The sequence below is a fragment of the Tatumella sp. JGM118 genome (assembly GCF_018257515.1).
GTDB lineage: Bacteria > Pseudomonadota > Gammaproteobacteria > Enterobacterales > Enterobacteriaceae > Tatumella > Tatumella terrea.
Map to the genome: position 1 here is coordinate 248,779 of NZ_JAERJR010000001.1, position 15,828 is coordinate 264,606.

Annotated in this window: 15 protein-coding genes; 10 read left to right on the forward strand and 5 right to left on the reverse strand. The window is 48.2% G+C overall.

What is annotated here, in order from left to right; genetic code table 11:
* Window positions 1-1,220 precede the first annotated feature (1,220 nt).
* From JK223_RS01165 to JK223_RS01180, 4 genes are all read left to right on the forward strand, one after another.
* The gene (locus tag JK223_RS01165) at window positions 1,221-1,460 is read left to right on the forward strand and encodes a contact-dependent growth inhibition system immunity protein (protein WP_249213422.1); all 240 of its coding nucleotides are present in this window, start codon (window positions 1,221-1,223) and stop codon (window positions 1,458-1,460) included.
* 944 nt (window positions 1,461-2,404) lie between these two features.
* Window positions 2,405-2,767 carry a tlde1 domain-containing protein gene (locus tag JK223_RS01170; protein ID WP_212712385.1) on the forward strand — a complete coding sequence of 121 codons (363 nt, stop codon included), beginning with the start codon at window positions 2,405-2,407 and terminating at the stop codon, window positions 2,765-2,767.
* Complete coding sequence (locus JK223_RS01175; protein ID WP_212712386.1) at window positions 2,764-3,228, forward strand: hypothetical protein; 465 nt, start codon at window positions 2,764-2,766, stop codon at window positions 3,226-3,228. The genes JK223_RS01170 and JK223_RS01175 overlap by 4 nt, the downstream gene beginning before the upstream one ends.
* Window positions 3,229-3,952: 724 nt before the next feature.
* The gene (locus tag JK223_RS01180; protein WP_212712387.1) at window positions 3,953-5,671 is read left to right on the forward strand and encodes an AIPR family protein; all 1,719 of its coding nucleotides are present in this window, start codon (window positions 3,953-3,955) and stop codon (window positions 5,669-5,671) included.
* Between the two features lie 563 nt (window positions 5,672-6,234).
* Here JK223_RS01180 and ychF read toward each other — a convergent pair.
* Together ychF and pth are read right to left on the reverse strand one after the other, a co-directional pair.
* Complete coding sequence (gene ychF, locus JK223_RS01185; protein WP_212712388.1) at window positions 6,235-7,326, reverse strand: redox-regulated ATPase YchF; 1,092 nt, start codon at window positions 7,324-7,326, stop codon at window positions 6,235-6,237.
* A gap of 115 nt (window positions 7,327-7,441) precedes the next feature.
* Window positions 7,442-8,029, reverse strand: a complete 588-nt coding sequence (gene pth, locus JK223_RS01190) for an aminoacyl-tRNA hydrolase (RefSeq protein ID WP_212712389.1) — start codon at window positions 8,027-8,029, stop codon at window positions 7,442-7,444.
* Window positions 8,030-8,222: 193 nt separating this feature from the next.
* Between pth and JK223_RS01195 the strand changes: the two genes are divergently transcribed.
* Entirely contained in the window at window positions 8,223-8,489 is a 267-nt protein-coding gene (locus JK223_RS01195) for a DUF2583 family protein (protein ID WP_212712390.1), read from the forward strand.
* A 129-nt stretch (window positions 8,490-8,618) separates the two neighbouring features.
* On the opposite strand, the gene prs is transcribed toward JK223_RS01195, so the two are convergent.
* From prs to lolB, 3 genes are all read right to left on the reverse strand, one after another.
* A complete protein-coding gene (gene prs / locus JK223_RS01200) occupies window positions 8,619-9,566 on the reverse strand; it encodes a ribose-phosphate diphosphokinase (protein ID WP_025901877.1) in 948 nt (315 codons plus the stop codon).
* 125 nt (window positions 9,567-9,691) lie between these two features.
* Entirely contained in the window at window positions 9,692-10,546 is an 855-nt protein-coding gene (gene ispE, locus JK223_RS01205; protein WP_212712391.1) for a 4-(cytidine 5'-diphospho)-2-C-methyl-D-erythritol kinase, read from the reverse strand.
* Entirely contained in the window at window positions 10,543-11,163 is a 621-nt protein-coding gene (gene lolB, locus JK223_RS01210) for a lipoprotein insertase outer membrane protein LolB (protein ID WP_212712637.1), read from the reverse strand. The genes ispE and lolB overlap by 4 nt, the downstream gene beginning before the upstream one ends.
* Window positions 11,164-11,381: 218 nt before the next feature.
* Between lolB and hemA the strand changes: the two genes are divergently transcribed.
* The 5 genes from hemA to sirB1 are packed head-to-tail and all read left to right on the forward strand — an operon-like array spanning window position 11,382 to window position 15,817.
* Window positions 11,382-12,638 carry a glutamyl-tRNA reductase gene (hemA, locus tag JK223_RS01215; RefSeq protein ID WP_212712392.1) on the forward strand — a complete coding sequence of 419 codons (1,257 nt, stop codon included), beginning with the start codon at window positions 11,382-11,384 and terminating at the stop codon, window positions 12,636-12,638.
* A 42-nt stretch (window positions 12,639-12,680) separates the two neighbouring features.
* Window positions 12,681-13,763, forward strand: coding sequence for a peptide chain release factor 1 (prfA, locus tag JK223_RS01220; protein ID WP_212712393.1), 1,083 nt, complete (start codon window positions 12,681-12,683; stop codon window positions 13,761-13,763).
* Window positions 13,763-14,611 carry a peptide chain release factor N(5)-glutamine methyltransferase gene (gene prmC / locus JK223_RS01225; protein WP_212712394.1) on the forward strand — a complete coding sequence of 283 codons (849 nt, stop codon included), beginning with the start codon at window positions 13,763-13,765 and terminating at the stop codon, window positions 14,609-14,611. Before prfA ends, prmC begins: the two co-directional genes overlap by 1 nt.
* A gap of 1 nt (window position 14,612) precedes the next feature.
* Window positions 14,613-15,005: a SirB2 family protein gene (locus JK223_RS01230; protein ID WP_212712395.1), complete on the forward strand. Its 393-nt coding sequence runs from the start codon at window positions 14,613-14,615 to the stop codon at window positions 15,003-15,005.
* A gap of 2 nt (window positions 15,006-15,007) precedes the next feature.
* A complete protein-coding gene (gene sirB1 / locus JK223_RS01235; RefSeq protein ID WP_212712396.1) occupies window positions 15,008-15,817 on the forward strand; it encodes an invasion regulator SirB1 in 810 nt (269 codons plus the stop codon).
* Window positions 15,818-15,828 lie beyond the last annotated feature (11 nt).

Sequence of the window (15,828 nt, forward strand, 5' to 3'; positions counted from 1 at the left end):
GGCTCATTAAACGAAGAGGTTATGGTATGTGTCTTAAGGAAAAGTATTTGCCCGTTTATCAGTTCAGCGAGAAACATACGTTGAAAATAACGGCACGGCAGGCGGATATTATGGACGCAGTATTAAATTTTCGGCTGCGGGATGATTGGTTCTTTCGGTATGCGATAGCGGTTCGTGAGTTACCGCTCCGGTTACTGAAGATGAGAAATACCCGGCCTGCGTCCTCCCTGCAACCCTTCGGGATGGACAACTTTACGCTGCTGGAGAAAAAGGGTGATCGGGAACTGATATTTGGCCTGGCCGGCAAATTCTGGAAAGCCGATTATGGTCAAAGGGTTATCACTAATGGCGCTGATTTTATCGCATTTAGCGAGGCAGGGACTGCAAAGCTCGTGCTGAGCTTTACACTTAATCAACTCAGTGAAACGAAGTCCCTATTGACGACAGAAACCCGGATATTTTGTCCGGATAAAGATGCACTCCGCAGTTTTACCCCCTACTGGTATCTTATCAGGCCGGTTAGTGGTCTGATACGACGCAGGATCCTCACAACAATCAGGCGAAATGCTGTCAGGCACATCTCTGATTAACCGTATGAGTTGACAGAAAGCAAATTTCACAGGGGCATCTTGTCTCTGAACTCATGGGCGGAGCAGGATTGCGCACGGTAGCAAATATCAGATGACACTAACACCCGCGAATATTGAAAAGAACAGAAGAGAGCCTTAAAACGGGTGTTGAAGATACGGCTGAAACACCTGCGTGTCAGTGGAAAATTCTTAACACAGCACAGTGGTTAGCCAGTGGTATCATGGTGGATTGGATTGGTGATATTTTACCGATGCAGCATACAGTCCCGTCGCTGATATAAAACGGCCGGAAGATACTTAGTGTGCTGCTAAAATTTAACGGCGCTATCGAAAAATGTGCAGTGTTCGCCAGTATCGTGCAGCGGTATTCCGTTATTTTATAACGATTGCCAGGGATAAATAGAGAGTAGCTGACCTGGCAAAGCCGAACCGTAGTGGGTTAGGGTTTCAGGCAGGGAAGCACAACCCGGATTATGGCTCATTCTGTCAGGATTTTTTTACTTCGCAACGTGTTTAACGGCAAACCTTATTATCTTCTGACGTCATATCCATCTTTCTGAGGCTGACAATGAATAACAATTATAAAAATCTTGGTACGCTTATTCGGTTTTTTTTGGTCAGGATTACGATCTGTTTGGCGAAACGGTAGAGGACGTACCGGACAGTTATTTACAAATAGAGAACCCAAAAACGGCAATTAACGTTTGTCAGGAGGCGGAAAATTTAATGTCATTAAATGATGAAACACTGACAAAGACCTTTGCAATTCTTAGCCAGGGAGAGTGTTTTCCTGAACTCCGGGGTGAAACCGTTCGCACTTTTCTGGAAAAAACAAAAAGGCATTTAGCTAACAGGATCCAGTTTCCCTGATTAAAGGATTATCGGAAACATGTCGTTTAATAATCTGCGCTTTTCAATAAGGGCGTAATACATTGTCGATCATAACGGGCTATGCGCAGCAAAGTCCTATGTACATGATCAGAAAATTATCCATATCTGCTGAGGGCGGGGAGCAGATGTTGGGCTGCCAGACCTGTCTGGAGTGGAGTCCAGCCTGTAATCGCCTGTGCCCGTTAACGTTGCATATATGATTAAGCAGTGTGAGAAAGACGAACAGTTTAGTGAATAGCTCGCCGCCGAAGTACTGGGGCTTTACTTAATCCGGGAAATAAATAAGTGCCACGGTGGCAGTTTATATTAATCATTTTAAAATTAATTCATAAGAGTTATTAACTCGTTTTTTAATGGTGATGAGGATATAAAGTGACTTACCATGATTATTTAACAGGAGTAAGGTATTGGTGATTTTATAAAGTTATGGAATCAGGCTTGAGTGTCTCTTCTTTACGTCCGGAATATTACGCGGGAAATAAATTTAAAGGAGCCGCAGACGTTGACCCGTAAGAACGTATCTTAGAGATTAGCGATTTGTCACGCGGTGTATTCCTCCCTATCGGCCCGCCGGGCAGCAAGATTACCGCGATGCCAGAGTCTGCACTCTCTGTATTCATAAAAGCGATTTACTCATTTTGTCAGTCTTTTTATTAAGTTACCGGCAATGGAAAACCTTTAAATATTATCGAATTAATCACGCAGGGCAGTAAGAGGAATACTTCAATACCTTCCCGGGAGGCACGCGAATTATCAGCGTCGTGCTATACAGGAAGATGTAAAGGATGCCGGCTATCAGCATGATATCCATAGGCACGGGGTCAAAATGACCTATGACGAAATCACCTGTCATTCTCCGGACGGGAATATCACCCACCCGGACAACGGGAAAGACAGCAGTGCAATATAAAGGAATATAAATTATGACATGGACATACCATCAGAGTACCGGCGAGTTATGGCATAAAGGGGAGTTAGTTGGAAAAGGGTATTCCGGCAACCTGACCAACAAGAACAACCCGGATCGACAACACGTAAGAGGTATGGGACCACTACCGCGCGGAACGTATTATATCGTCGAACATAGCACGTCAAAAGGACCGATGACCATTATCCTCAAAATGACTTCCGGCCAGAGTTTCGGTCGTTCGGAATTTCGTATTCATGGTGAGCGAAAACCGTCTAAACCGCCTGGCTTCGCGTCGGAAGGCTGTATTATCATGGGGCCGCATGTACGCTCAAAAATTATTTTTTCGTCTGATCGCACGCTTGAGGTAGTACGATGATCCTACGGGCGGTAATTTTAATCACCTGCGCACTTTCTGCTTCCTGTATGGCGAACAGCGAAGTCTGGAACGCGTATATCAGAAAGGTAAGCAACGCCGATCGCTTTACTCTGCGGGAGCTACCCACGCGGGTTAAAAGCATCGGCGATCAGCTGGACGACGAACACGCCTTACAACTGGCTAACGCTATCGGCCACGCACTTCTCAAAGACCCGGTTAACGTGCTAAAGGCGACAGACGTGATTGAGACGTATCCGGACGAGCTGCAACAGCGTTTCGGTACGTCTTTGATCTGTGCCATCCCCTTACAAGCCGAAGGAACCGCGGCGCAGATAGAGCGCTATTTTTCGCAGGCTGAACCAGTGTTAATAAAAGCGGGAGCCACCGCGGCAGCTTGCCTGGAGGATATGCGCGCCATCATGGACGAGTTCCGGCAGGAAGTTGCAAGTACTAAGAGATAATCGATCACCGGAAAAGAAAACCCCGTGCAGGACACCGGCAGGCGGCTATTTTTAAAAAAGGCAGACGGGGAGTTCCGTCGTAACAATGAAAAAGGTTACCGCTCTTCAGTGACTCGCTCAGGTTCCTGGCGGGGGCTTTACTTCATGCTGAAGTAAACCCTTAAGCATCCCTGTACCCATTTCTGCCCCTGCCGGCGCCGGAATAACCCGGCCCCCATAAAATCCACGCAAGCGCGTGGATTTTATGGGGATATTCCGTCTTAATCCGGTTCAGTAAACCCTGATAAGACAGCAGAACCGAATCAGACCCTTGATATATACTATTGCGGTGGAGCTGTGCTGTTGTTTTATAATCAGGGTCAGGATGACGATATTCTGAAAACCAGGTAAGGACAAAAGATCACGATTACCTGAGTTGTCTATGACATTTGCGATAGGACGTTTAATACCCATAGTAACGGCGATATGGCGTGATAGGTGATTAAAATGGATAATGGATAATGGATACATGCGTTAAGTATATTCAATATGTTATTGGCGGCAGAGACTCTGCTATCGTTCATTTGACTACTGCCTTTTCAACTAAGCTTCTGGGCTATGTTATCAACATTTCCATTTTAATGTTTTTTTACTATTAAAGTATAATGTTCAGTTGTGTATTATTTGTCATTCTTAAATTTAGGTGTATAGTTAACTCACTTATTCAAGACTAAAGGTGGTCAAGATGGCAGGGATAAATACGTTTAAAAATTTGAATGTAAAATGTGAGAGGTATTATAATCTTCTTACAAAAACGATTCCCATTAAAAAAACATTGACAGAAGAGAAAGTAATCGATAAGCGCAGGATTGGTTTCTATCTTTTTATTTTAGAATCTTTTGGTAGAGGAAAAGATATCGTTGATCTTTCACAATGTATTATAGATTCTGATTTCAATGATATTGTTTATGGCGTGGGGCATGATGATCTTGGTATTGATGCTGTCCTGTTTGATGACGAAAAGCAGGAAATAAATCTCTTCAACTTTAAATACAGAGGAAAGTTCACTGCAACATCTACGCAAGCCCTTAATGATCCTTTTATAAGCTCGAAGTATTTTAACGCAATTGAAACTGAAAATCTGTCTGGTGTTAATGGGAAGGTGAAAGATTCGTTAGAGAAAATCATAGAGTTATTAAATGGGAATAATATATGGAGAATAACTTTTTATTCGGTAAGCAATGAAAGTAATAACATACGGTTAAACGATCCTCACTTGGATAGATTAAGAGATATATATGATCTTGAAGTGAAGTCAATATCATTAGATTACATTTCAGATATGATGTCTTTAAGGCCAGAACCAATATGTGCATCAATATTATTCGATTCTAATTGTATTATGCCTTATGTTGAACATGAGTTGTCATCTTCAAAATCTTATATAGTCAGAATGAAAGCCAGTGAATTAATAAGGATTACTTCCAAAAACTCTTCTTTAAGGGATGATTATAATATTGAAGATATAAATCCTTTATCTAAGACCGAATTAGATTATGGGGTTTTATTTGATAACGTTCGTGGTTTTGTCTTGAATTCAAAATATAATGTAAATATAAATAAAACGCTAAAAAATAGCCCGTCAAAGTTATTTATGTATAACAATGGAATTACAATGGTAGCTAAAGAAATTCATTCAGAAGGTATCAATGGTAATAGAAAGCAAAAGATGAGGATAAATGACTTTCAGGTTTTGAATGGTGGGCAAACTTTACGAACCATCCATGATTTTAATAAAGAGTCGGAAAAAAATATATCTGATATTCTGAATGAATGTGAAATTCTTGTGAGGATTTTCTCATCTAGCGGTAATGATAATACAATAAATAAGATTGCAGAATATACTAATAGCCAAAATTCAATATCTACAGCCGATCTAAAATCTTTAAGCTCTGAACAAATAGACATTGAAAATTATTTGTCAAATTATGATATTCTATACTCTAGAAAGAGTGGCGATATAGGTGATAGTGATAAAAATTATAATTATCAAATCACCATGGAGAAATTTGGTCAGCTTCTATTAGCGATTAAAAAAGGAGAGCCTGATAAATCATCAAATCATAAACAATACATTTTTAGTAAATATTATGATGACCTTTTCTTAAATGATTTTGATATTTCTGAATCACTTGAAATTATTAATAGGTATAAAATATCAATTGCAGCATATTATAACAGACCAGATGTCATATTTATGGAGCAAAAAATTTATTATTTAGTTTATATGATTAGTAAATACCCATCATGTAATGTTGATGTTCTGATTAATACCCTTGAGGAAGAAATATCTTCTTTCCGTGAGGGTGATAAGTCTTTATCAGATGCAAGGAAAATGATACAAGTGCGTTTCCGTGAGGGGCTTGAATCGTCTCTTGAACAAAAAGTTGCAAGCCTTGGGTGACATCATTAGAAGGGCTTAATTTAATTAAGCCCACTGAATTTAAAATATAAAAAATAGCAACATTTAGTTTTCTGAATATTATTTTCTACTTATTCTCGTCACTTATTATTTTTTTGGTTACCCGGTAATAACTGACCAGTTTAAATTAAATTATAGGCATGTTTTATCATCAACCCTTATATCAGTCTTGTTTTTTTCTTTTTCACCACAGTCCGATATGAACGTTAAATCTGCAAGCAAAGCTCACCCTATAATATAGGGTGAGATATAAGCAGTGGTCAGTAGAAAAGGAATAAGTCAAACCATTAGATAATAAAATCTGCTTGAGAAAATGTAATGCCCCGATTTTGTTATTTTAGTTTTTAATTTTTCAGTCATGAAAAATGATAATTGATCTAAGACTTGTATTGAAAATAACATTATAAGAGAAATTAAGGTTGCTGACGATTCTGGTTATCATGTGAACCCGGCTCACATAAAAAAATCCACGCAAGCGCGTGGATTTTATGGGCTGATCCGTCTTAATCCGGGTCAGTAAACCCTGATAAGACAGCAGAACCGAATCAGACGTTAAACAGGAAGTTCATAATATCGCCGTCTTTAACGATATATTCTTTACCTTCTGCACGCATCTTACCGGCTTCTTTCGCACCTTGTTCGCCTTTGAAAGCAACAAAGTCATCGAAGGCGATGGTCTGGGCACGGATAAAGCCTTTTTCGAAGTCGGTATGGATTTTACCGGCAGCCTGCGGAGCCGTGGCACCGACAGGGATGGTCCAGGCACGGACTTCTTTAACACCTGCAGTGAAGTACGTCTGCAGGTTCAGCAGGGAGTAACCGGCACGGATCACACGGTTCAGACCCGGTTCTTCCAGGCCCAGTTCCGCCATAAACTCATCACGGTCAGCATCGTCCAGTTCGGCAATGTCAGATTCGACAGAAGCACAGACCGGAACGACCACAGAACCTTCCTGAGCGGCGATTTCACGCACCTGGTCCAGGAACGGGTTGTTCTCAAAACCGTCTTCATTGACGTTAGCGATGTACATGGTTGGCTTCAGGGTCAGGAAGCTCAGGTAACGGATCAGCGCTTTTTCGTCTTCATCCAGCCCCAGGGCACGCAGCATACCGGCATTTTCCAGCTGTGGCAGGCATTTCTCCAGCACTTCCAGCTCGGCTTTAGCGTCTTTATCGCCGCCTTTGGCTTTTTTCTGTAAACGCTGGATCGCACGTTCACAGGTATCCAGGTCAGACAGTGCCAGTTCGGTATTGATGACTTCGATATCGTCAGCCGGGCTGACTTTACCGGCAACGTGAATAATGTTGTCGTCTTCAAAACAACGAACCACGTGACCGATAGCTTCGGTTTCACGGATATTGGTCAGGAACTGGTTACCCAGGCCTTCACCTTTGGAGGCGCCTTTAACCAGACCGGCGATATCGACAAATTCCATGGTGGTGGCGATAGTGCGCTGAGGTTTTACAATCTCAGCTAATTTGTCCAGACGCGGATCAGGCATGGGAACCACACCGGTGTTCGGTTCAATCGTACAAAACGGAAAGTTTGCCGCCTCGATACCCGCTTTGGTCAGCGCATTAAACAGGGTGGATTTGCCCACATTCGGCAAGCCTACGATACCGCATTTAAATCCCATGCTTGAGTTACCTTATAACGTATTGGTGACAGCGCTTGTGACTGCCCCCGGAACAGAAAAAATTTGCCGCATTATACACACAACCGCCCCCGATGGCGCGGATTTCCGGCGAACCTTAGCCGGCTTTAAAAGAGTGCAGCCGGTTCATTGCCTTCAGACGATCTTCCTTCAGCCACACTTCGGTACAGCGTGCCGCTTCATCGATCGCCTCATCAATCAGTTTTTGTTCACTGGCAGGGGGTTTACCCAGCACAAACCCGGTCACTTTATTCCGGTCACCGGGGTGGCCGATGCCGATGCGCAGGCGATGGAAGTCGGCGTTATTGCCCAGTTTGCTGATGATATCTTTCAGACCGTTGTGGCCGCCGTGACCTCCGCCTTGTTTAAACTTCGCCACGCCTGGCAGCATATCCATTTCATCGTGCGCCACCAGGATTTCCTGCGGGGCTATCCGATAAAAGGTGGCCATCGCCGCCACGGACTTGCCACTGAGGTTCATAAAGGTCGTGGGAACCAGTAAGCGGACGTCGTTTCCGGCCAGATTCAGGCGGGCGGTGTAGCCATAAAATTTGGCTTCTTCTTTGAGAGACTGGTTATAGCGTCCGGCCAGGAAGTCCACATACCAGGCACCGGCGTTGTGTCGGGTAGCGGCATACTCCGCACCAGGATTCGCCAGACCGACGATCAGTTTAATGCTGCTCACAATCTATACTCTGCCATTATTCCAAACCCCTAGTTTACTGTGTGTCGCGCCGGAGTACAAAGGTCTGTGCCGAAAGCACATAATGTTCATTTTATCGCTTTTTTGTGATCTGTGTTGCAGTGTGTCTTAACGTTGTTAATTAAAATTTTATTTAACGGTTCAACGTTTTCCGCAGAAGGATGGGGGAATTGTCATGAAACACAAACAATCACTGTTGATCGGCAATGTATTGATGGGGGTCGGGATGGTCACCATGCTCGGCGGTATCGTTGCCGCGGTAATGAATCAGTTACCGTCGATGCATCTGTCGGAACTGGCCACCGGGGGCGCCGTCTTTGCTATCTTTCTCGGGGCGTTATTGTGGCTGACCGGCGCGCAGGTCGGGGGCAGAGAAAAAGTCTGTGACCGGTATTTCCTGTTACGTTATAACGGCTGTCGCCTGCATCCGCGTCATAAGTAACGATCACGGGGTGTCCTGTCGCCGTTAGCGGGCAGGGCAGACCCGGGGGTAATGATGCCAGGCAGCGGATGGCCTGTATAAAAAAAACCGGGCCTGATGGCCCGGTTTTTTACCTCTGATGACGCAGGATTAATGCTCGAACATCGCAGAGATAGATTCTTCGTTGCTGATACGGCGAATCGCTTCAGCCAGCATGCCGGATAATGTCAGAGTACGGACATTCGGCAGGGCTTTGATTTCCGGTGACAGAGGAATAGTGTCACAGACCACTACTTCATCAATCACGGAGTTACGCAGGTTTTCCAGTGCATTACCGGAGAAGATCGGGTGGGTTGCATAAGCAAAGACACGCTTAGCACCACGATCTTTCAGGGCTTCAGCCGCTTTACACAGCGTGCCCCCGGTATCGATCATATCATCGACCAGAACGCAGTCACGACCGGCAACATCACCGATGATATGCATCACCTGTGAAACGTTAGCCCGCGGACGACGTTTATCGATAATCGCCATGTCGGCGTCGTTCAGCAGTTTTGCGACGGCACGCGCACGAACCACACCACCGATATCCGGAGAAACCACGATAGGGTTTTCCAGGTTCAGCTGCAGCATATCTTCCAGCAGGATCGGGCTACCGAACACGTTATCCACCGGGACGTCAAAGAAGCCCTGAATCTGTTCTGCGTGCAGGTCTACTGTCAGTACGCGGTCAACACCGACGCTGGACAGGAAATCAGCCACAACTTTCGCCGTAATAGGGACACGGGCAGAACGAACGCGACGATCCTGACGGGCATAACCAAAATAAGGGATAACGGCAGTGATCCTGCCGGCGGAGGCACGACGCAGGGCGTCTACCATCACCACCAGTTCCATCAGATTATCGTTAGTCGGAGCGCAGGTGGACTGAATGATAAAAATATCACCCCCGCGCACGTTTTCATTAATCTGCACACTCACTTCACCGTCACTGAAACGGCCAACAGCGGCGTCCCCGAGGTTAGTGTATAGGCGGTTGGCTATGCGTTGCGCTAGTTCCGGGGTGGCGTTACCAGCAAAAAGCTTCATATCGGGCACGAGAAAAACCTCAGGCTTTACGTCCAGAGAACTCCCTGCGCTGTGTCACAGGGAAGATTCACACAGGTGTATAAATGCGATACGTGCAGTATCTGGAACAGGTGATACTGTCACGCACACGCTGATCACTCAGATAAGCGTTTTTGCAGCGGCGAAATATTCATTCCACGGGCGACAAAGGCGGTTATCCATTCAGGAGCGAGTTCAAGGACCCGACGGGCAGCTTCCTCTGTGTCGAATTCGGCAAACACACAGGCACCTGTCCCTGTCAGGCGCGACGGCGCGTATTCTAACAGCCAGACGAGCAATTCATCAACCTTACGAAAACGTTTTCTTACGACAGCTTCACAATCATTGTGCCAGGGTTCATCCATAAGCTGGTTTAATGAGCGCCGCGGAGTGTCACGGGTCAGGTCGTGATCACCAAATACCGCCGGGGTAGGGATACTGACGCCCGGGTGGGCGACCAGGTACCATTTCTCCGGCGGGCTGGCGGGGTGTAACCGCTCCCCGACACCTTCAGCAAAGGCAGCATGGCCATCGATAAATACCGGCACGTCCGCGCCTAACTGCAGACCGAGTGCCGCCAGCGTCTCATCAGAATAGCCACATTGCCATAACCGGTTCAGGGCGACCAGCACGGTAGCCGCATTCGACGAGCCACCCCCCAGTCCGCCACCCATCGGGATCCGTTTTTCAATCGAAAACCCGGCCCCGGCAGAGGCATCAATACGCTGGTCGGCTAAAGCGGTCGTTTTCAGTAACCGTGCCGCCCGCAGGATCAGGTTATTTTCATCCTCCACCTCAGCAAACGGGGTATGCAGTGTCAAAGTCCCCCGCTGGGTGGCCTCAATCGTCAGCGTATCGCCAAAGTCCAGAAACTGAAATAAAGTCTGTAATTCATGATAACCATCGGCACGCTGACCGGTGATATACAGAAAAAGGTTCAGCTTCGCGGGAGAAGGCCAGGTCGTGATCATTGCAGTTTCCAGCTATCCATACGCAGTTTAATTCTCAGGTTGCCGGCCGTCAGCTCCAGGTCGGCCGGCAGAGCAGGGGTGACATCCTGTTTGTAGTCATTGATCGTCACATGCCAGGTCTGGCCGTCCTGCTGATAGGTGGCGGTACGCAGCTGGTAGTGATCATTGAGAGTAAAGCTGTCAGCGGTACCCGGCAGGCCCAGCATCCATTGACGCAGATTCTCCAGCGGAATATTCATGCCGGTCAGCTCAGAAATCATCTTAGTGGCATTGTTGCTGATATAGCGTTTGCCGGTATTGTCTACCAGTTGCACGGTCTGTCCCTGGGTATCCAGTTGCATTTCGGTACTGCCCAGCGGGTTAGTCAGGATCAACCGGTAGCGGTCACTGGCACTCTGTTGCCAGTTATAACGTGCATAGACGTTCTGTCGCTGTGAGATATAAGCAAAGGCACCCCGGGTCTGGAAAGCCTGCACCTGTTTCACTTCATTGACGTGTTGTTTCCATTGGGGAGAATCAGGGCTTTTGCCCGGTCCCTGTGATGGCAGGGTGGCACAGGCACTTAATAACAGACTGGCCAGAGGCACTAAAAAGGCTCCCCGGCGAAGGTTCAGTATACTCACGTAGTCGTCTCCCTGGACATGATATTCTTACAGCATAACGGTTAACGCTACAGCCATGCTATTTAACCGTCAATGCTATTCAGGGATTATTCCTGGTCTTCGGCATAATCTTATTACTGTCTTAGCTTTTGTATGGCTTTTCTTGATCTGCTGCATCTTGTAGAATAACTCTATAACCCTGACATTATTGGGACAACCCAACCAGAATTGCCATGACGCTTCTAGCACTCGGAATCAATCACAAAACGGCACCTGTCGCTCTGCGCGAACGGGTATCTTTTGGGCCGGACACACTTGATAAAGCGCTGGACAGCCTGTTATCACAGCCACAGGTCGAAAGTGGCGTGGTACTCTCAACCTGCAACCGCACCGAGCTCTACCTCAGTGTCGGCGAAAATGAGGATATTCAGGAACAACTGGTCCGCTGGTTATGCGACTACCACCAGTTGCGGGAAGACGATGTCCGTCAAAGCCTTTACTGGCATCAGGACAACGCAGCCGTCAGCCATCTGATGCGTGTCGCCAGCGGGCTGGATTCGCTGGTGCTGGGCGAACCGCAAATTCTGGGGCAGGTTAAAAAGGCGTTTGCAGAATCGCAACGCGGTCATGTGCTGAGCAGTGAACTGGAACGCATGTTCCAGAAGACGTTCTCGGTGGCAAAACGGGTGCGTACAGAGACCGAAATCGGCGCCAGTGCCGTTTCGGTAGCCTTCGCTGCCTGTACTCTGGCACGTCAGATTTTTGAATCCCTCTCGTCAGTCAATGTCCTGCTGGTCGGTGCCGGTGAGACCATTGAGCTGGTGGCCCGCCATCTGCGCGAACACCAGGTCAAAAAACTGATCATCGCTAACCGTACCCGGGAGCGTGCACAGGTGCTGGCGGATGAGGTGGATGCGGAAGTGATTGAAATCGGCGAACTGACTTCCCGTCTGCAGGACGCGGATATCATTATTTCGTCCACCGCCAGTCCGTTACCGATTATCGGTAAAGGGATGATGGAAAGGGCGCTGAAAGCCCGCCGTAATCAGCCCATGCTGCTGGTGGATATCGCTGTTCCCCGTGATGTGGAACCTGAAGTGGGCAAACTGCCGAATGCCTATTTATATACGGTTGACGATCTGCAAACCATCATCGAGCAGAACATGGCCCAGCGTCAGGCCGCTGCCGTGGAGGCAGAAAGCATTGTCGTTTATGAAAGTGGCGAGTTTATGTCCTGGTTACGTTCTCAGGCGGCGGTGACGACCATCCGTGATTATCGCTCTCACGCGGATCTTATTCGTGAAGAGCTTGAGTCCCGTGCCCTGCAGGCCTTACAGCAAGGGCAGGATGCGACTAAAGTGCTGCACGACCTGGCACATAAACTGACAAACCGTTTGATCCATGCCCCGACCAAATCCCTTCAGCAGGCAGCCCGCGATGGCGATGGCGAACGCCTGCAAATTTTACGCGACAGCCTCGGCATTGAATAATGCCGGGTTGCCCTTTTCAGTTATTGGATAAACCTCAAATACATGAAGACATCAATTGTTGCTAAACTCGAAGCGCTGCAGGAACGTCATGAAGAAGTGGAAGCGTTGCTGGGTGATGCCGGCGTTATCTCCGACCAGGAGCGTTTCCGCGCCTTATCGCGTGAATATTCACAGCTGACTGATGTGACCAAATGCTTCCGTGAGTGGCAGCAAGTTCAGGAAGATATCGATACCGCAACCCTGATGCTGGATGACCCGGAAATGCGGGAAATGGCCTCGGAGGAATTACAGCAGGCCAAAGCCCAAAGTCTGGTGCTGGAACAGGACCTGCAGGTCCTTTTACTGCCGAAAGATCCTGACGATGAACGTCCGTGCTTTGTCGAAGTCCGTGCCGGTACCGGCGGCGATGAAGCGGCACTCTTTGCCGGTGACCTGTTCCGTATGTACAGCCGTTATGCTGAAACCCGCCGCTGGCGGGTAGAGATTGTCAGCGCCAGTGACGGTGAACACGGCGGTTATAAAGAAGTGATCGCTAAAATCGTCGGTGACGGTGCTTACGGACGACTGAAATTTGAGTCCGGCGGTCACCGTGTTCAGCGTGTGCCGGAAACCGAATCGCAGGGGCGTATCCACACCTCGGCCTGTACCGTGGCCATCATGCCGGAAATCCCGGACGCCGAATTACCGGATATCAATCCGTCGGATCTGAAAATCGACACCTTCCGTTCTTCCGGCGCAGGCGGACAGCACGTTAACACCACCGACTCGGCCATCCGTATTACCCACTTACCGACCGGCATCGTGGTGGAGTGTCAGGACGAGCGTTCACAGCATAAAAATAAAGCGAAAGCCTTATCGGTGCTGGGCGCACGTATCCATGCCGCCGAAATGGCCAAACGTCATGAAGCGGAAGCTTCCGCACGCCGTAACCTGCTGGGCAGCGGTGATCGTTCTGACCGTATCCGTACCTATAACTTCCCGCAAGGCCGCGTGACCGACCACCGTATCAACCTGACTATCTACCGTCTGGATGAAACGATGGAAGGGAAACTCGATAGCCTGATAGAGCCTATTGTTCAGGAATATCAGGCCGATCAGCTGGCCGCACTGGCAGGCCAGGACTAATGCTTATACGTGAGTGGCTGACACAGAGCCGGAGTGTTTTAGCTCAGAGTGACAGCCCGAAACGGGATGCTGAAATATTGCTGGGCTTTGTGCTCGGCAAACCCCGCAGCTGGATCATCGCCTTTGACGATACCCGGCTGACGGATGCCCAGTTATCCTCGCTGGCGGGGCTGTTGCAGCGTCGCCAGGCAGGGGAACCGGTGGCACATCTGCTGGGGGAACGTGAATTCTGGTCGTTGCCGTTAAAAGTGAATAACAGCACCCTGATCCCCCGGCCGGATACGGAAGTTCTGGTTGAAGTCGCACTGGAGCTTATTCCCCGTACGGCCTCGGCAGTGCTGGATCTGGGAACCGGTACCGGGGCTATCGCACTGGCGCTGGGCAAAGAGCGGGCAGATTGTCAGGTTACCGGGGTGGATCGTATTGCAGAAGCGGTGACCCTGGCGCAGGAAAATGCGGCCCTGCTGGCGCTGGAAAACTGCCGGTTTCTGCAAAGCCACTGGTTTGATGCCCTGACCGCTACCCGTTTTGACTTAATTGTCAGTAACCCCCCGTATATTGATGCGACAGATGAACATCTCCGGCAGGGGGATGTGCGTTTTGAGCCGCTGAGTGCGCTGGTCGCCGACGAAGGGGGACTGGCAGATTTACGGATTATTATCGATAAGAGCCGTGACTGGCTTCTTCCGGGAGGCTGGCTGGTACTGGAACACGGCTGGCAGCAGGATGCAGCGGTCAGAACATTACTGACAGACGCCGGATTCAGCCAGGTGAACACACGCCCTGATTATGCGGGCAACCCCCGTGTTACCTATGGCCAGACTATTAAACCGACTACAATGAGCTGATATGTACACTCTTTTTCCGTTAGTTAAATCTATTCATTTGCTGACAGTGTTTATCTCTGTGGCCCTTTTTATTCTGCGCTTTTACTGGAAGGCGGCACATTCTGCAATGTCAGACCGCCGCTGGGTAAAAATAGTGCCACATATTGTTGATACCTTTCTGTTACTGAGCGGCATATTGCTGGTGCTGATCACCCATCAGTATCCGTTCACCGAAGGCAACGGCTGGCTGACCGAAAAACTGTTTGCCGTGGTGCTGTATATCGGCCTCGGGTTTATCGCCTTCGGACGCCGGCAATATTCATTGCCGGTCCGGAGCGGGGCCTTTATCGCCGCGCTGATAATGGTCGGGATCATTGTCACCCTGGCAACGCAAAAAATGCTGCTGGCGGTGTAATCATGAGTACGACGACTGCATACGATTTCAGTGAATGCTCACTGTGTGAAGCCATGATGACGGTGATGGCCGGGGTTCGCACTGATTTCCCGACCGTGGAAATTCGCACCCGGCTGGCAGAAATGGTGGCTGAGGCCAGAGAGCACGTCTCAGCCGATGCTGACCAGGAACAGCAACTTAAACAGCTGATGGACCTCTTCTATCGGGAATGGGGTTTTACCGGGGCCAGCGGTATTTACCGTTTATCTGATGCCCTGTGGCTGGATAATGTGTTAAAAACCCGTCAGGGTACGGCAGTTTCTCTTGGCGCTTTATTACTGTTTATCGCCGGCGAACTGTCATTACCTCTGCTGCCGGTCATCTTCCCGACCCAGCTTATCGCGAGAGCCGACTGGGTGGACGGAGAGATGTGGCTGATCAATCCTTTTAACGGAGAGACACTGGACGAGCATACGCTCGACGTCTGGGTGAAAGGCACATTAGGGCCGACCTCCGGATTATATGATGAGGACCTGGATGAGGCAGATAATGCCACCGTGGTCCGCAAAATGCTGGATACGCTGAAAGCCTCGCTGATGGAAGAACAGCAACTGGAACTGGCCTTACATGTCAGTGAGGTCTTGCTGAATATGGATCCGGAAGATCCTTACGAAATTCGTGACCGGGGCCTGATTTACGCACAACTGGAATGTGAACATATTGCGCTGAATGATTTAACGTATTTTATTGAACAGTGCCCTGAAGATCCGGTCAGTGAGATGATCAAAGTCCAGATCCACGCGATTGAGAATAAACAAGTGACGTTGCACTGAGCAGCGCATCA